This window comes from Pseudomonas sp. KBN10P06128 (assembly GCF_037574945.1).
Taxonomy (GTDB): Bacteria; Pseudomonadota; Gammaproteobacteria; order Pseudomonadales; family Pseudomonadaceae; genus Pseudomonas; species Pseudomonas aeruginosa.
In genome coordinates this window covers 2,943,420-2,960,750 of sequence record NZ_JBBELR010000001.1, presented here as the reverse complement: position 1 = coordinate 2,960,750, position 17,331 = coordinate 2,943,420, and the positions used below count along the sequence as shown (strand labels likewise).

At 63.9% G+C, this 17,331-nt stretch carries 15 protein-coding genes; 6 read left to right on the top strand and 9 right to left on the bottom strand.

Annotated elements, in window-relative coordinates; translation table 11 throughout:
* Positions 1 to 5 precede the first annotated feature (5 nt).
* Both VQ065_RS14120 and cobA read left to right on the top strand, forming a co-directional pair.
* A complete protein-coding gene (locus VQ065_RS14120) occupies positions 6 to 2,732 on the top strand; it encodes a nitrate reductase (protein WP_003087849.1) in 2,727 nt (908 codons plus the stop codon).
* A gap of 11 nt (positions 2,733 to 2,743) precedes the next feature.
* A complete protein-coding gene (gene cobA, locus VQ065_RS14115; protein WP_003087845.1) occupies positions 2,744 to 3,481 on the top strand; it encodes a uroporphyrinogen-III C-methyltransferase in 738 nt (245 codons plus the stop codon).
* Positions 3,482 to 3,549: 68 nt separating this feature from the next.
* Here cobA and oprF read toward each other — a convergent pair whose 3' ends face one another.
* The 8 genes from oprF to ppsA all read right to left on the bottom strand — a co-directional run bounded on the left by oprF (position 3,550) and on the right by ppsA (position 11,739).
* Positions 3,550 to 4,602 (bottom strand): outer membrane porin OprF, encoded by a 1,053-nt coding sequence (gene oprF, locus VQ065_RS14110; protein ID WP_003087843.1) that lies wholly within the window; start codon positions 4,600 to 4,602, stop codon positions 3,550 to 3,552.
* Positions 4,603 to 4,710: 108 nt separating this feature from the next.
* Positions 4,711 to 5,301 carry an RNA polymerase sigma factor SigX gene (sigX, locus tag VQ065_RS14105; RefSeq protein ID WP_003098059.1) on the bottom strand — a complete coding sequence of 197 codons (591 nt, stop codon included), beginning with the start codon at positions 5,299 to 5,301 and terminating at the stop codon, positions 4,711 to 4,713.
* Between the two features lie 71 nt (positions 5,302 to 5,372).
* Complete coding sequence (locus VQ065_RS14100) at positions 5,373 to 6,197, bottom strand: mechanosensitive ion channel family protein (RefSeq protein ID WP_003087830.1); 825 nt, start codon at positions 6,195 to 6,197, stop codon at positions 5,373 to 5,375.
* Between the two features lie 2 nt (positions 6,198 to 6,199).
* On the bottom strand, positions 6,200 to 6,454 hold the full coding sequence (locus VQ065_RS14095; protein ID WP_003120308.1) for a hypothetical protein: 255 nt from the start codon (positions 6,452 to 6,454) through the stop codon (positions 6,200 to 6,202).
* Positions 6,455 to 6,502: 48 nt separating this feature from the next.
* Positions 6,503 to 7,501, bottom strand: a complete 999-nt coding sequence (locus tag VQ065_RS14090; RefSeq protein WP_003098062.1) for a zinc transporter ZntB — start codon at positions 7,499 to 7,501, stop codon at positions 6,503 to 6,505.
* Between the two features lie 187 nt (positions 7,502 to 7,688).
* A complete protein-coding gene (rraA, locus tag VQ065_RS14085; protein ID WP_003087823.1) occupies positions 7,689 to 8,177 on the bottom strand; it encodes a ribonuclease E activity regulator RraA in 489 nt (162 codons plus the stop codon).
* 106 nt (positions 8,178 to 8,283) lie between these two features.
* Positions 8,284 to 9,294 (bottom strand): alpha/beta fold hydrolase, encoded by a 1,011-nt coding sequence (locus VQ065_RS14080; protein WP_003087820.1) that lies wholly within the window; start codon positions 9,292 to 9,294, stop codon positions 8,284 to 8,286.
* A 69-nt stretch (positions 9,295 to 9,363) separates the two neighbouring features.
* The gene (gene ppsA / locus VQ065_RS14075; RefSeq protein ID WP_003098065.1) at positions 9,364 to 11,739 is read right to left on the bottom strand and encodes a phosphoenolpyruvate synthase; all 2,376 of its coding nucleotides are present in this window, start codon (positions 11,737 to 11,739) and stop codon (positions 9,364 to 9,366) included.
* Positions 11,740 to 11,910: 171 nt separating this feature from the next.
* Between ppsA and ppsR the strand changes: the two genes are divergently transcribed.
* From ppsR to VQ065_RS14055, 4 genes are all read left to right on the top strand, one after another.
* Positions 11,911 to 12,729 carry a posphoenolpyruvate synthetase regulatory kinase/phosphorylase PpsR gene (ppsR, locus tag VQ065_RS14070; protein ID WP_003087813.1) on the top strand — a complete coding sequence of 273 codons (819 nt, stop codon included), beginning with the start codon at positions 11,911 to 11,913 and terminating at the stop codon, positions 12,727 to 12,729.
* A 290-nt stretch (positions 12,730 to 13,019) separates the two neighbouring features.
* Complete coding sequence (rloA, locus tag VQ065_RS14065; RefSeq protein WP_003087811.1) at positions 13,020 to 13,559, top strand: retropepsin-like aspartic peptidase RloA; 540 nt, start codon at positions 13,020 to 13,022, stop codon at positions 13,557 to 13,559.
* A 5-nt stretch (positions 13,560 to 13,564) separates the two neighbouring features.
* Positions 13,565 to 15,091, top strand: a complete 1,527-nt coding sequence (gene rloB / locus VQ065_RS14060; protein WP_003087809.1) for an osmotic stress tolerance membrane protein RloB — start codon at positions 13,565 to 13,567, stop codon at positions 15,089 to 15,091.
* A gap of 3 nt (positions 15,092 to 15,094) precedes the next feature.
* Positions 15,095 to 16,078: an alpha-L-glutamate ligase-like protein gene (locus tag VQ065_RS14055; protein WP_003087807.1), complete on the top strand. Its 984-nt coding sequence runs from the start codon at positions 15,095 to 15,097 to the stop codon at positions 16,076 to 16,078.
* Positions 16,079 to 16,134: 56 nt separating this feature from the next.
* Here the strand turns inward: VQ065_RS14055 and VQ065_RS14050 are convergent, their stop codons facing one another.
* A complete protein-coding gene (locus VQ065_RS14050; protein WP_003087803.1) occupies positions 16,135 to 17,322 on the bottom strand; it encodes a MalM family protein in 1,188 nt (395 codons plus the stop codon).
* Positions 17,323 to 17,331: the final 9 nt, after the last annotated feature.

Genomic DNA, 17,331 nt, shown 5'->3' with positions numbered 1-17,331 from the left:
CGAGCATGTCGACAGATTCCCCGCTGCGCACCACCGCTTCGACCTGCTGCTACTGCGGCGTGGGTTGTGGCGTCCTGATCGAACACGACGGCGAACGCATCCTCGGCGTGCAAGGCGATCCGCGGCACCCGGCCAACTTCGGCAGACTCTGCAGCAAAGGCGCCAGCCTGCACCTGACCGGCGACCTCCAGGCCCGCGCGCTGTACCCCCAACTGCGCCTAGGCAAGCAACTGGCGCGGGCTCGCAGCGACTGGGAGAGTGCCCTGGAACATGCCGCCGGGCGTTTCGCCGAGACCATTCGCGAACACGGGCCGGACAGCGTGGCCTTCTATATCTCCGGCCAGTTGCTGACCGAGGACTACTACGCCTTCAACAAGCTGGCGCGGGCCCTGGTCGGCACCAACAACATCGACAGCAATTCGCGCCTGTGCATGTCCTCGGCGGTGGTCGGCTACAAGCGCAGCCTGGGCGCCGACGCACCGCCGTGCAGCTACGAAGACCTCGACTGCGCCGATTGCGTGCTGATCGCCGGCAGCAACATGGCCTTCGCCCACCCGGTCCTGTTCCGTCGCCTGGAAGCCGCCAAGGCCGCTCGGCCGGAGATGCGCATCGTGGTGATCGACCCGCGGCGCACCGACACCTGCGAGCTGGCCGACCTGCACCTGGCGCTGCTGCCCGGCACCGACGTCGCACTGTTCCACGGCATCCTGCATATCCTGCTCTGGGAGGACTGGATCGACCGTTCGTTCATCGCCGAGCATACCGAGGGTTTCGCCGACCTGAAGGAACTGGTGCGCGACTACACCCCGGCCGCCGTCGCCGACATCTGCGGCATCGACCGCGCCGACCTGCAGCGCTGCGCCGAATGGATCGGCCGTTCGCCGCGCTTCCTTTCGCTCTGGTGCATGGGGCTCAACCAGTCCAGCACCGGCAGCGCCAAGAACAGCGCGCTGATCAACCTGCACCTGGCCACCGGCAAGATCGGCCGCGCCGGATGCGGGCCGTTTTCCCTCACCGGCCAGCCGAACGCCATGGGCGGTCGCGAGACCGGCAGCCTGGCCAACCTGCTGCCCGGCCACCGCGAAGCCGCCGATCCCGGCCATCGCGCCGAGGTGGCGCACTACTGGGGCGTGGAACAGTTGCCCACGTCCCCCGGTCTCAGCGCCATCGAGCTGTTCGATGCGGTCCACGACGGCCGGATCAAGGCGCTCTGGATCGCCTGTACCAACCCCGCGCAATCGCTGCCGGACCAGCGCAAGATCCACGAGGCCCTTGCCCGCTGTCCCTTCGTGGTGGTCCAGGAAGCCTTCGCCGGCACGGAAACCTGCCAATACGCCGACCTTTTGCTTCCAGCCGCATCCTGGGGAGAAAAGGAAGGCTCCGTGACCAATTCGGAACGGCGGGTCAGTCATGTCCGTCGGGCCGTTCCGCCCCCCGGGGAAGCACGCCAGGACTGGAACATCGTCTGCGACTTCGCGCGCCGCCTGGAAGGGCACCTGCGACCCGCTAAACCCGGCCTGTTCGCCTTTGCCGACAGCCGCAGCCTGTTCGACGAATACAAGCTGCTTACCGCCGGCCGCGACCTCGATCTTTCCGGCCTCAGCTACGCACTGCTCGACCGCCTGGGGCCGCAGCAATGGCCATTTCCCACTGGCGCGGAGCACGGCACCGCACGGCTCTATGCAGACGGCCGCTTCCCTACCGCCTCGGGACGCGCGCAACTGGTCGCCGAACCCTACCGCGCCGCCCAGGAAAAACGCGACGCGCGCTACCCGCTGACCCTCAATACCGGACGCTTGCGCGACCAGTGGCACGGCATGAGCCGGACCGGCACCTGCGCACGCCTGTTCGGCCATGAAGAGGAGGCCCTGGTGCACCTGCATCCCGAGGAACTGCGCCGCCGCCAACTGCAGGACGGGCAGCTCGTGCGCCTGAAGAGCCGGCGTGGCGCCCTGATCCTGCCAGTGAGTGCAGACGACTCGGTGCGCCCCGGCCAGGCCTTCCTGCCGATGCACTGGGGCGATCGCTTCCTCAAGGGCCTGGGCTGCAATGTCCTGACCCTGCCGGCGTTCGACCCCCTGTCGAAACAACCCGAACTCAAGCACGCCGGGGTTCAGGTCGAATCCGTCGAACTGCCCTGGCGCCTGTTCGCGCTGGTGGAAACCGATATCCAGGCGCGTTTCGAGGCCCTCCGTGCGCTGTGCGAAGTCTTCGACCACGCCAGCTTCAGTCTCGCCGGACGCGAGCGCCCCGCCCTGCTGGTCAGCGCCGCACACCATGAGGCACCTGGCGCAGACCTGCTGGAGCGGATAGATCGCCAACTCGAATTGCTCGACGGGCCGATCCTCGCCTACGACGACCCCCGGCGCGCCATCGGCAAGCGCGTGCGCCTCGAAGACGGGCGCATCGTCGCCGTCCGGCTCGCCGGCGAAACCCTCGCCCGCGACTGGTTGAAAGAGCTCTGGCTTACCGGCCGGGCCGATAGCGAGCTACGCCGCTGGCTGCTCGCCCCACTCGGCGCGGCACCGGGACGACCCAGCCAGGGTGCGGGCGGCAAGACCCTGTGCAGTTGCCAGAACGTCAGCCAGCAAACGGTGCTCGGCGGCATCGCCCGCGGATTGGACCTGGACGGATTGAAGCGCGAGTTCGGCTGCGGCACCGGCTGCGGCTCCTGCGTACCGGAAATCAAGAGACTGCTGGCGGCCCCCCGGCCCATGGCGGCGAATGCCTGAGGAGAACGACGATGAGCGGTAAGGTCTGGCTGGTGGGTGCGGGTCCCGGCGATCCGGAACTGTTGACCCTGAAGGCAGTTCGCGCCCTGCAGGACGCGGATGTGGTGATGGTCGACGATCTGGTCAACCCGAGCATACTGGAGCACTGTCCGTCCGCCCGGCTGGTCCGGGTCGGCAAACGCGGCGGCTGCCGCTCCACACCGCAGGACTTCATCCAGCGCCTGATGCTGCGGCATGCCCGCCAGGGACGCAGCGTGGTGCGCCTGAAAGGCGGCGATCCATGCATCTTCGGCCGCGCCGGCGAAGAAGCCGAATGGCTGGCCCGGCACGGGATAGACAGCGAGATAGTGAACGGCATCACCGCCGGGCTGGCTGGCGCCACTGCCTGCGGCATACCGCTGACCTACCGCGGCATCAGCCGCGGCGTGACCCTGGTGACCGCGCATACCCAGGACGACAGCCCGCTGGCCTGGGAAGCCCTGGCACGCAGCGGTACCACGCTGGTGGTCTACATGGGCGTCGCCCGACTCGCGGAGATCCAGGCCGGGCTGCTGGCTGGAGGCATGGCCGAGGATACGCCGCTGGCGATGATCGAGAACGCCACCTTGGGCAACCAGCGCGAATGCCGCAGCAACCTCGGCGAGCTACTGCGGGACGCCGGACGTTTCGCCTTGAAAAGCCCGGCGATCCTGGTGATCGGCGAAGTAACCCGCGACATCGTGTCGCAACCGATTTCCCTGAGCGCCTGACGAGCGGTCTTTTTCCAGGCAAAGAAAAACCCGGCCTGAGCCGGGTTTTTCCTTAGAGGCTCAGCCGATTACTTGGCTTCAGCTTCTACTTCGGCTTCAACGCGACGGTTGATAGCGCGGCCTTCAGCGGTGGCGTTGTCGGCAACCGGGCGGGACTCGCCGTAACCAACAGCGTTCACGCGACCACCTTCTACACCGTACTCGTTGACCAGTACGTCACGAACGGCGTTGGCACGACGCTCGGACAGCTTCTGGTTGTAAGCGTCGGTGCCGACGGAGTCGGTGTGACCTTCAACGGTGGTGGAAGTGGACGGGTACTGCTTCATGAAGTCAGCCAGGTTCTTGATGTCAGCGTAGCTGTTCTCTTTGACCTTGGACTTGTCGAAGTCGAACTTCACGTCCAGCTGTACGCGTACGACTTCGGCGACAGCCGGGCAGCCGTTGGCGTCAACGGTGACGTTGGCCGGGGTATCCGGGCACTTGTCGACGTTGTCGCAAACGCCGTCGTTGTCGGAGTCGGAGCAAACGTCGGCAACCGGTTCCGGAGCCGGAGCGGCTTTCGAACCACCGAAGTTGAAGCCGACGCCCAGGCCAGCCATCCACTCGCCCTGGTGACCGTTGTCACGCTTCTCCAGACCATACTGGCCGTCGAGGCTGGCCTTGGCGAAGAAGTTCTCGGTGAAGTAGTACTTCAGACCAGCGCCGATGTTGGCCATGGTCATCTGCTGACGGCCTTGGCTGTCGCTGTTGATGTTGGTGATGTTCTGGTGAGCCAGACCAGCCGACACGTACGGACGCAGACCTACGCCCGGGGTACCGAAGTGGTAGATGGCGTCCAGAGAGGTCAGGTTGCCGTGGACCTTCTTGTTGCCGGTTTCGTAGGTGCCACGAACGTCATGGTACTCACCGTAGGACAGCGCCAGCTCGACGTCGTCGGTCAGGAAGTAACCGATCGAGCCGCCGTACAGGTCCGCGTTCTTCATGTTGCGAACGCTGTCGGTGAAGTAGCGCTTGCCGAAGGCTTCGATCTCTACCGAGTTCTGGCCCTGGGCAAAGGCGTTCATTGCCGAAGCGGCAACCAGCGAGCCGATGACAACGCCTAAGGTGTTCTTCAGTTTCATCCGTTAAATCCCCATCTTGATGGTCAGTTAGTTGTCCAACAATCAGCCGCACAACTTGGGTGGCAAGTTTATCAGAACTTCCCGCATAGAGAGACAATATTTACCCAACTATGTTTCGGTCGCATCTGAAAACTTTTCGCGCAGGCGGTCCAGTGCCCGCTTGTAGCGCATTTTCGTCGCACTCAGACCCATGTGCATGATATCCGCTATTTCCTGAAACTCCAGTTCCGCTACGAAGCGAAGAACCAGAATCTCCCGATCTATCGGATTGACATGGACGAGCCAACGATCCAATCCGCCCCGCTCCTCAACCTTCGGCGACTTCTCCTCGGAAGCCTCCTCCAGCGGGTCGAGGCTGAGCGCATCCATCAATCGGCGCTTGCGGCGCTCCTTGCGGTACTGCGTGATGCACTCGTTGTACGTGATGCTATATAGCCATGTTTTGAACTTCGACTTGCCCTCAAAGTTCTTCAACCCGTACAAAACTTTCAGCATCACCTCCTGGCACACGTCGTCCGCGTCGCGGTCGTTGCCCAGGTAGCGGGCACAGACGTTGAACAGCGTGCGCTGGTAACGCCGCATCAATTCTTCATAGGCGCGCGTCACGTGGAACAGCTCCGAGTGCGCACGCTCGACCAGCTCTTCATCGGAAAGCTGGCGTGGGTCATACCGCTGTGACAGGGGGTGAGGCTTATTCAAGTGAGATCAGGCCAGTCATATCGTAAGCCGGGCCGCCCTGCAGAGCAGCCACGTCCATTATCTCTCCCGGATCAGCGGCTGGTAACTCGCTGATCGAGCAGTAGACGGTTGGCCAGCGACACAAGCTCTCCCTCTTCCGTCAGCAGGATGGTCTTGACCGTACCTATCTCTTCAATAGTGCCTTCAACGTCACCCACTTTCACCTGTTGTCCGACCTGATACAGCTCGCGGACGTAGATTCCTGCAATGATCTGCCCGGCGACCTCGCGGCTGCCCAGGCCCAGGGCCAGCGCAGCGGCCAGGCCGACGGTGATCAGGACGATGGCGATGATGTAGTTGAGCAGGTCGGTCTTGACCTCGAGCTGCCCCACCGCCACCGAGATGCTGATGATGATGACCAGCCACTGGGCGATCCGCCCCAGGCCGTTCGCGTATTCGAGGCCGACGCCGTCCGCTGCGCCGCGCACGACGCTGTTCACCAGTTGCGCCAGGAGCACGCCGACGATCAGCACCAGGGCCGCGCCGAACACCTTGGGCAGGTACAGGGCGAGGACGTCCAGCGTGGCGGATACCCGCTGCAGGCCGAGCGACTCGGCGGCGGATACGAGGAAGACGAGCAGCACGAACCAGTAGACGATCTTGCCGACCAGCGTCGAGACCGGAACCTGGATACCGACCCGGGCCAGCAGCTTGGTCAGGCCGGTGCCACCCATCAGCCGGTCCAGGCCCAGCTTGGCCAGCAGCTTGGAAAGCAGCGCATCGAGCAGCTTGGCGATGACGAAGCCGAGCAGAACGACCACCAGGGCGCCGAGCAGGTTGGGAATGAAGCCTGCCAGCTTGCCCCACAGGGTGTTCATCGCGGTCAGCAAGCTCTGGGTCCAGATATCGAATTGCATGTTCACTCAGCCTTGTCAGCAGAAGATGCGTTTTTCGCGGAAATACGGGAAACCGGCGCCAGATGCGGCGAACCGTTGTTGATGCCGATCATCAGCGCCTGCAGCCAGTGCCCCATGAGGCTGAACAGGTCACCGGCGCCGACCTGGCGATTGGCGGTCTTCAGCACCCGTCCCAGACGCGCGTCGTCGTCCGGCTGGGGAGCCGAAGCCTTGAGCAGGTCCCGCAGGGACTCTTCGAACGGATCGTGCATGCGCACCTCATGTCTGTACGAGGGAGTGACGCACTCTCCTCACCCCAGGTCACGTCAGAGCCAGCGCAGCCGACGAAATACCCACCACTGGAAGGTGGCGACCCCGCCGATCAGCAGGCAGGCCAGCCAGAACCCATGCGGTGCATCCGCCCCTGGAATGCCGCCGACATTGATTCCCAGCAGGCCGGTGACGAAGCTCATCGGCAGGAAAAAGCCGGTGATTATACCAAGGAGATACATGGTGCGGTTCATCCGTTCGGTAATTCGCCGCGACTCGGCTTCCTGCAGGACGCTGATGCGCTCCCGTATCAACTCGAGTTCTTCGAGATTCCGCGTCAGCCGGTTGTTCAGCTCGTTCCAGTAATCGGCGTCGTCCTCGACGAACCAGGACAGCTTGTAGCGCGCCAGTTGCGAGTAGATGTCCCGCTGCGGCGCCAGGTAGCGCCGCAACCCCGCCGACCGGCGGCGCAGGGTACGCAACTGGTGCTGGTCGGGACTGGCGCGCTCGTCCGCCTCGACCAGCTCCTCGACAGCATCGAGCTGGTCGGCTATCCCGCTGATCAGCGTGTCGACGCGATCGGTCAGGTAGTGCGCGAGGTAGTACACGACCTCGGATGCCGTCTTCGGCCCTTTCCCCGCCTCCAGGTCCTCGAGCAGATCGGCCACCGCCTTCAGCGGCCGCAGGCGCAGCGAGATCACCCGGCGCGCGTCGGCGAATACCCGCAGCGAAACCATGTCTTCCGGCTCCGCGCCCGGATTCAGGTTCACTCCACGGAGGAACACCAGCAGGCTTTCGGCCCCGAGATCGAGCAAACGGGGGCGGGTCGCCTCCTCCAGCAGCAGATCGCAGGCGAACTCGCTGAGCCCCGCGGAATCCCGCAGCCAGGCCTGCGCTTCCGGTACGCCGCGGTCCCAGTGCAGCCAAAGGCTCTCCTCCGGCAGCAGGTCGAGCACCGCTATCTGGTTGCGTCCGACACGGCGTCCGCCGCCGCGCCCGTTGAGGACGTAACCATAGATCAAGCCGCGCTCGTCACCCGACTCGTACGCTTGCATTGCGCTTCCCTTGGTAAAACGACCATTTCGACAGTAAAAACACAAGTCCGGCACCAGTCAATTCATGGACTTGCGGCACAACCTTAAAGCCAGTCCTGAGACCCATATGCGCGCCTCGGGTTCATTCCAGCAAAAAGCCCCGGGACGCTGCCTGCGTCACCGGGGCCGGAACGGCTGTTAAAAAGCCCTATTCGGGCATCTTCAAGGCCTGCGGAGAAACGATGATGCCGTTGTTGTCGGCATACACGAACTCGCCGGGGCGGAAGGTGACGCCGCCGAAGGTCACGGCGACGTTCAGATCGCCGATGCCGCGCTTGTCGGTCTTCAGCGGATGACTGGCCAGGGCCTGGACGCCGAGGTCGGTCTGGGCGATCACGTCGACGTCACGGATGCAGCCATATACGACGATCCCTTCCCAGCCGTTCTTCGCTGCTTTCTCGGCCAGCATGTCGCCCAGCAGGGCGCGGCGCAGCGAACCACCGCCATCGACGACCAGGACCTTGCCCTTGCCGTCCTTGTCGACCTGCTCCTTGACCAGCGAATTGTCTTCGAAGCACTTGATGGTGACGATCTCGCCGCCGAAGGAGTCGCGGCCGCCGAAGTTGCTGAACATGGGTTCGACGACCTGGACCAGCTCAGGATAGGCATCGCACAGATCGGGAGTGACGTAATGCATGGGAAGCTCCTGTGGGTGAAGGGATCGGCTCGGGCAGCTCCGGAGGATCATCGGCCGCCCGCCCCGGCGGCGCCGGCGTGACCGGAGCCGCCATTTGCGTCACATGTTAGCCGCTGATTCCGGCTTCCGATACGTCTAGCGCCTCACTCCACGCGGATTCGTCGCCCGCCGGCGATCGCTGGCGCAGCCAGCGCTCCACCAAGGGCCAGACCTCTAGCTGGGCCGCCTTGCCGATCAGCATCTCGATATGCCCGTAGTCCTCGGCGTAGCCAGCCTCGCGTCCGAGCAACAGGTATTCGCGCTCGGACGAGGCGAACTGCTCGAACAACTTGCGACAGGCCCAGGACGGGTCCTGCCGGTCCCCAGCCCCGGCGACCGCCAATAGCGGCACGTCGACCGCGGCGAGCCCCTTCCACCAGTCGTTGCCCGGCTCGCCGAAGCGGCCGAACAGCCCATGCCAACGCAGGACCTCCAGCGCCACGCCGACCGGCTCGTCTTCCGGGCCCTGCCGCCAACGGCTTCCGGATAGCGCGTCGACGCGGCGCAGCAGCAGGCGCGCGAGGATGCCTGCCATGGGCAACCTGAACAGCCAGTGCGCGGTGCTGACCTGGCTACCGAACAACGCCACGGAAGCGATCCGTGCCTGGTCCAGGTAGCCCCCGCCCAGTCCCGCCGCCAGCACCACCCCACCGAGGGAGTGGCCAATCCAGTGCGCCGGCTGCCCGCACTGCTCGTGGATGAAGGAAGCCAGCGCCGGCAGGTCGTAGCGCGCGTAGTCGGCGACCCGGTTGTCCCGGTAACCATCGTTGCGAATCGACAGGCCATGGCCGCGCATTTCCGGCAGCCAGACATCGAACCCCGCCCGCGCCAGGTAAGGACCTAATCCGAGCGCACGCGGCGAGTACCAGAAGCGGCGGTTGGAAAAACTCCCGTGCAGGAGGATCACAGGCGGTCCGCGCCGCTCGCCGGCGGCCTGCTGTCCGAGCCGGGTTACGACTAGCTCGACGCTGGCATCGGGGCTGTTGCCGGGCTTCAGGCGGTAGATGTCTTCGGTAAGGTCGGCGCGCAATTCGGCGCTGACCAGGGCGACAGGAAAGAGGCGACTACTGCTTTGCATGCTTGTCTTGTACAGGAGGCACGAAAAAGGGCGGTGTTACCCGCCCTTTCCGGATACAGCGAGGACCGATCAGGCCTGGTCTTGCCCCTCGGCGAGGAAGAACCAGGTATCCAGCACCGAGTCGGGGTTCAACGAGACGCTCTCGATGCCCTGCTCCATCAGCCAGCGGGCCAGGTCCGGGTGGTCCGACGGACCCTGGCCGCAGATGCCGATGTACTTGCCGGCCTTGTTGCAGGCAGCGATGGCGTTGGCCAGCAGCTTCTTCACCGCCGGATTGCGCTCGTCGAACAGGTGGGCAACGATGCCGGAATCGCGATCCAGGCCCAGGGTCAGCTGGGTCAGGTCGTTGGAACCGATGGAGAAGCCATCGAAGAACTCGAGGAACTCGTCGGCCAGCAGGGCGTTCGACGGCAGTTCGCACATCATGATGACCTTCAGTCCGTTCTCGCCGCGCTTCAGGCCGTTCCCGGCCAGCAGCTCGACCACCTGGCTCGCCTCGCCCAGGGTGCGCACGAAGGGCACCATGATCTCGACGTTGGTCAGGCCCATTTCGTTGCGGACCTTCTTCAGCGCACGACACTCCAGCTCGAAGCAGTCGCGGAACGACTCGCTGATGTAGCGCGAGGCGCCACGGAAGCCGAGCATCGGGTTCTCTTCTTCCGGCTCGTAGAGCTTGCCGCCGATCAGGTTGGCGTACTCATTGGACTTGAAGTCGGACAGGCGCACGATGACCTTCTTCGGCCAGAACGCCGCGGCCAGGGTGCTGATGCCCTCCACCAGCTTCTCGACGTAGAAGCCGACCGGATCGGGATAGCCGGCGATGCGCTTCTCCACGCTTTCCTTGATGTCCGCCGGCAGGCCGGCGAAGTTCAGCAACGCCTTGGGGTGCACGCCGATCATGCGGTTGATGATGAATTCGAGGCGGGCCAGGCCCACGCCTTCGTTCGGCAACTGGGCGAAATCGAAAGCGCGATCGGGATTGCCGACGTTCATCATGATCTTGAACGGAAGGTCGGGCATGGCGTCGACCGAGTTCTTGCGCACATCGAAACCGAGTTCGCCTTCGAAGATGAAGCCGGTATCGCCTTCGGCACAGGAAACGGTCACCCCCTGCCCATCCTGCAGGATCTGGGTGGCGTTGCCGCAACCGACCACCGCCGGGATGCCCAGTTCGCGAGCGATGATCGCCGCGTGGCAGGTACGCCCGCCGCGGTTGGTGACGATGGCGCTGGCGCGCTTCATCACCGGCTCCCAGTCCGGGTCGGTCATGTCGGAGACCAGGACGTCACCCGGTTGGACCTTGTCCATTTCCGACACGTCGTTGATCACCTTGACTGGACCGGCACCGATGCGCTGGCCGATGGCACGTCCTTCCACCAGGACGGTCCCCTTCTCTTTCAGCAGGTAGCGCTCCATGACCGTGGCGCTGGCGCGGCTCTTCACGGTTTCCGGGCGTGCCTGGACGATGTACAGCTTGCCGTCGTCACCGTCCTTGGCCCATTCGATGTCCATCGGGCGGCCATAGTGCTTCTCGATGATCATGGCCTGCTTGGCCAGCTCGGTGACCTCGGCGTCGCTCAGGGCGAAGCGGGCGCGATCGGCGCGATCGACGTCCACTACCTTGACCGAGCGACCGGCCTTGGCTTCGTCGCCGTAGATCATCTTGATCGCCTTGCTACCCAGGTTGCGGCGCAGGATGGCCGGACGCCCGGCTTCCAGGGTCGGCTTGTGGACGTAGAACTCGTCGGGGTTCACCGCGCCCTGAACCACGGTCTCGCCCAGGCCGTAGGCACCGGTGATGAAGACCACGTCGCGGAAGCCGGATTCGGTGTCCAGGGTGAACATCACCCCGGCGGTGCCGGTTTCCGAGCGGACCATGCGCTGCACGCCGGCGGACAAGGCGACCAGCTTGTGATCGAAGCCCTGGTGCACGCGGTAGGCGATGGCGCGGTCGTTGAACAGGGAGGCGAAGACCTCTTTTGCTGCGCGGATCACATTGTCCACGCCGCGGATATTGAGGAAGGTTTCCTGCTGGCCGGCGAACGAGGCGTCCGGAAGGTCTTCGGCGGTAGCGGAGGAACGCACTGCCACGGCGAGGTTGTCGTTGCCGTTGGCCAGGGCGGCGAAGGCCTGGCGGATCTCGCTGTCGAGACGGGCCGGGAACTCGGCTTCCATCACCCACTGGCGGATCTGCGCGCCGGTCTTGGCCAGGGCGTTGACGTCGTCGACGTCCAGGGCGTCCAGGGCCGCGTGGATACGGTCGTTGAGGCCACTCTGCTCGAGGAAGTCACGGTAGGCCTGGGCGGTGGTGGCAAATCCGCCGGGTACGGAAACGCCGGCACCGGCCAGGTTGCTGATCATCTCGCCGAGGGATGCGTTCTTGCCCCCCACATGCTCTACATCATGGACGCCGAGCTTATCGAGGGAAACTACGTACTCTACCAAGGTGATCTCTCCACTATTGAATTGGAAAAGCTCAAGCGGGGCCAGGAGCAGCTCCGCTGGATTCTGGCCTGGCCCTTAGAAATAAGTGACAATGCTGCGACAGAAAGGCCTCTGACAACGCGCGGCCTATCATAGCCAAGAATCGTTCCTACCTTAAGGCTTTCGGTGCAAATGAAACGAACCGCATTCTTCATCTCGGACGGCACCGGTATCACCGCCGAAACCCTGGGCCAAAGCCTTCTGGCACAGTTCGAGAACATCAGCTTCGTCAAACTGACGAGACCGTACATCGATACCGAAGAAAAAGCGCGCGCCATGGTACAGCAAATCAATAATGCTGCCGAGTCGGACGGGGCCCGTCCGATCATCTTCGATACCATCGTGAACCGCGACATCCGGGCGGTCCTGGCGCAATCCAACGGTTTCATGATCGATATCTTCGCCACCTTTCTTTCGCCTCTGGAACAGGAGCTTTCGGCCGACTCGTCCTATTCGGTCGGCAAGTCCCACTCCATCGGCCACAACTCCAACTACATGGATCGCATCGAGGCGGTGAACTTCGCCCTCGACAACGACGACGGCGCCCGCACCCACTACTACGACAAGGCCGACCTGATCCTGGTCGGCGTCTCGCGCTGCGGCAAGACGCCCACCTGCCTGTACATGGCCCTGCAGTATGGCATCCGCGCCGCCAACTACCCGTTGACGGAAGAGGACATGGAGCGCCTGCAACTGCCGAACGCCCTCAAGCAGTACAAGCACAAGCTGTTCGGCCTGACCATCGACCCCGACCGCCTCACCGCGATCCGCAACGAACGCAAGCCCAACAGTCGCTACGCCAGCTTCGCCCAGTGCGAATTCGAGGTACGCGAGGTCGAAAGCCTGTTCCGCCGCGAAAACATCGCCTACATCAACTCCACGCATTTCTCGGTGGAGGAGATTTCCGCAAAGATCCTCGTCGAAAAAGGCGTGGAACGGCGCTTCAAATAACCGCTCCGGGGCCAGCGGCTCGGCGCCGCCAAGGTCCCTTGCCCGCTTCCGGTAACGCTTCGAGCCCCTGGATGGAATTTCGTTTCATCCCAGGGGCAAAACCCCGACCAAGTGGTATAAGCGGCTGTCGCTGCCGAAAAACCGCGTGATAGAATGCGGCCCGCATGCGCCTGGCGGGGCGCCCGGCATGCCCGGCCTGCCGAGCGCAGGTCGATGACGCAGGGTTTTCCGTCACGGACTGGACAGCGATCGCAAGATCGACCCGCCGAACGCGACACCAACCAGGACTTATGAAACTCAAGCCCTTAGCTCCCCTGCTCTGCCTATTCATCGCCGTACCAGGCCTGAGCGTAGCCGCCGAAAAGACGGTCTACGGCCTGAACGAATACGCGCGCATCAACGACCCGGACATCCAGCTGGCCGCCAAGCTCGACACCGGCGCCAAGACCGCCTCCCTCAGCGCCCGCGACATCAAGCGTTTCAAGCGCGACGGCGAAACCTGGGTGCGCTTCTACCTGGCCACCGACAACGCCGACGACACCCCGATCGAGAAGCCCCTGGCGCGGATCAGCAAGATCAAGCGCCGCCACGGCGACTTCAACCCCGACGAGGGCAAGGCCTATACCGCCCGTCCGGTGATCGAGCTGCAGGTCTGCATGGGCAAGGCGATTCGCACCATCGAAGTGAACCTGACCGACCGAAGTGCATTCCAATACCCGCTTTTGATCGGCTCGGAGGCCTTGAAGAAATTCGACGCACTGGTCGATCCGAGCTTGAAATACTCGGCCGGGAAACCCGGCTGCAAACCTGATGCAAAACCTGCTGAGTAAACGACATGCGCTCTCTCAACCTGCATCTGAAAGTCCTGATCGCCATCCTGCTGACCCTGGGTGTGGCGATCACCGCCTATCAGATTTTCGTCCAGGGTATTCCCGTTACCGAAGCCGAAACCGATGACCTCTGGAACATCGATGCCAAGGTCGACTTCGTCGCCACGCCGAAAACCCCGGTCAAGGTGCAGATGTTCGTTCCGCCGTTGAGCCAGGACTACGTCAGCCTCAACGAAAGCTTCGTCTCCAACAATTACGGCGTCAGCATCAATCGCGCCGACGGCAATCGCAAGGTGACCTGGTCCGCCCGCCGCGCCAACGGCAAGCAGACCCTGTACTACCGCCTGGTGCTGACCAAGCGCTACACCGGCGAGAAGACCAAGGAGAAAGGCCCGATCTTCCGCGACAGCCTGCCCCTGGAAGGCCCGGAGAAGATCGCCGCAGAAGCCCTGCTGGCCCCCATTCGCCAGCACTCGGCCGACGTCGAGACCTTCGTCAGCGAAGCCATCAAGCGCGCCAACAACGGCAACGACGACAACGTCAAGCTGCTGATGGCCGGCGACACCAGCCTGGAAAAGAAAGCGCATATCGTCGAAACCCTGCTGTCCATCGCCCACGTGCCGATGGAGCGGGTCCATACCATCCGCCTGGTCGCCGACCTGCAACAGAGCCCGGAACTGTGGCTGCGCAGCTTCAACGGCGAGAACTGGCTGTATTTCAACGTGGTCACCGGCGAACAGGGCCTGCCCTCCGATCGCCTGATCTGGTGGCTTGGCGATGAGCCGCTGATGACCATCGACGGCGGCAAGAAGGCCCAGGTCAGCTTCAGCCTGAACAGCAGCGAGATGAACGCCATCCGCCTGGCCAAGCTGTCCGACGAGAACACCGAGGCGGCCTTCCTCGAGTACTCCCTGTACGGCCTGCCGCTGTCCACCCAGCAGACCTTCCAGATCATGATCATGATCCCGATCGGCGTGCTGGTGATCCTGATCCTGCGCAACCTGATCGGCCTGCAGACCCTTGGCACCTTCACCCCGGTTCTGATCGCCCTGGCCTTCCGCGAGACCGGCTTGCAATGGGGTATCGCCCTGTTCACCGTGATCACCGCCCTGGGCCTGTCGCTGCGCTCCTATCTCGAGCACCTGAAGCTGCAGATGCTGCCGCGCCTCTCGGTGGTGCTGACCTTCGTGGTGGTGATGATCGCGGTGATCAGCCTGTTCAGCCACAAGCTCGGCTTCGAGAGCGGCCTGTCGATCGCCCTGTTCCCGATGGTGATCCTGACCATGACCATCGAACGCCTGTCGATCACCTGGGAAGAGCGCGGCGGCGGCCATGCGATGAAGGTGGCCATCGGCACCCTGTTCGCGGCATCGCTGGCGCACATCCTCATGCGCATCCCGGAACTGGTGTACTTCATCTTCACCTTCCCGGCCGTGCTGCTGATCCTGGTCGCCTTCATGCTCGCCATGGGCCGCTACCGCGGCTACCGCCTGACCGAGCTGTTCCGCTTCAAGGCCCTGCTCAAGGACTGAACCATGTCGATCTGGAAGACCTGGAAAGACCTGACCGCGAAAGGCGTGATGGGCATCAACCGACGCAATGCCGATTACGTCCTGAAGTACAACAAGCGGCACCTGTATCCGGTGGTGGACGACAAGATCATCACCAAGGAACGCGCGCTCGAGGCCGGCATCCACGTGCCGGAGATGTACGGCATCATCGAGACCGAGAAAGGCATCGACAAGCTCAACGAGATCATCGGCGAGCACAACGATTTCGTCATCAAGCCGGCGCAGGGCGCCGGCGGCGACGGCATCATGGTGATCGCCGACCGCTTCGAGGGCCGCTACAAGACCGTGTCGGGGAAGATCGTCAGCCACGAGGAGATCGAGCACCACATCTCGAGCATCCTCTCCGGCCTCTACTCCCTCGGCGGCCATCGCGACCGCGTACTGATCGAGTACCGGGTGACCCCCGACCAGATCTTCAAGAGCATCAGCTACGAAGGTGTGCCGGACATCCGCATCATCGTACTGATGGGCTACCCGGTGATGGCCATGCTGCGCCTGCCGACCCGGCAGTCGGGCGGCAAGGCCAACCTGCACCAGGGCGCCATCGGCGTGGGCGTCGACCTGGCCACCGGTGTCACCCTGCGCGGCACCTGGCTGAACAACAAGATCGCCAAGCACCCGGACACCACCAACGCGGTGGACGGCGTGCAACTGCCGAACTGGGACGGCTTCATGAAGCTGGCGGCCGGTTGCTACGAGTTGTCGGGCCTCGGCTACATCGGCGTGGACATGGTTCTCGACCAGGAGAAAGGCCCGCTGATCCTCGAACTCAACGCCCGCCCGGGCCTGAACATCCAGATCGCCAACGACAGCGGCCTGGTGCACCGCTGCCACGCCGTCGAGGCGCGACTGGAAGAACTCAAGGCGAAAGGCATCGAAGAGTCCGCGGAAGAGCGCGTACGCTTCTCCCAGCAGCTGTTCGGCCACGTCCAGCAGCACCAGGGCTGACGTGCTTCCGGTATGAAGAAGCCCGGCTCCGGCCGGGCTTTTTCATGTCTCGGATTTCAACGCACCACGGCCAGCTCGAAGCCGCCCTGCCGGGCGTGCTCATGCACCTGCATACCCGCCTCGTTCACCGCCAGGTCCTGCAGCGGACGCTTGAACGGCTTGTTGTCGAGGGTTTGCAGCGAGCGGTCCTCGTCGGTGGTCAGCAGCAGCACGTAGCGCTCGCCGCGATTGGCTCGCACCGGCACCGTACCCTCGATGAAAGCGTAGCGATACCAGGTTTCCGGGTTCAGCTTGTACACCGCGTCGCTGACCAGCCGGGTCGGCCGCTTGTGCTCGTCGAGGAACAGCAGCGACGGGTAGACCACCTGGCGGTTGGCGAAACTGCGGATGCGCAGGCCGTAGACACCCTGGGAGCGCGGCAGCCGGATCGCCGCGTAGAAGCTCCTGCCCATGGGAAAGTCGAAGCTCGGCGAGAAGCGGTTCAACTCCTCGTAGCGCGGTTCGTCGGCATCCAGTTCGGTGAAGTCGCTCTCGGCGATCTGCTCGCAGCAGCGCCGTTGCAGGTCTTGGTAGAGATCGTCGATGGTCATCTCGGTGCCCTTGAGCAAAGCCTTCAGCGCATCGCTCTGCTGGCCGGCGCCATCCAGCCCGGGCAACGCCGTCGGACGTTGCTTGAACTCGATCTGCCGGCCCTCGGTGAAGGCGATCTGCGACGAAGGCGCGGCCTCCCGCTTGAAGCGCGCCGCGCGCTCCTCGGGCGGGATCTGCGAGTTGTGCATGCGGCCCTTCTCGTCCACCCAGGTGTAGTAGGGACTGCCGTTCTCGCTGCGAACGAAACCCTTGCCCTCGAAGGCCTCGGCATCGATGTATTCGGCGGAGTGCTCGCCGTTGGGCAGGACGTAGTCGGCGCGCTGGCCGGCGACCTGGGCGCCGGCATAGAAGCTGTTCTGCACGTTGCCGTTGGCATCGATCCAGGTGTAGTAGCGACGCTTGCTCTCCCCTCCGCTGCTGTTCCCCGGCCACTGCGTGGCGTTGTCCGCCTTGTTCAGCACCCGCGCCTGGTCGCTCTGGCCGATGCGCTGCCGTGCCTGGCGCTGCTGGCGGTCGAACTGGCCGTCGACGAAGGTGTTGTGCACCCCGCCATTGTCGTCCACCCAGGTCAGGTAGCGCCCGCCGGAGGCCCAGCCCGGCGAAGATGCCGGCAGCGCCAGGGAGAAGACGCAAAGTACGATGGATGCGCGCATCATGCTCCA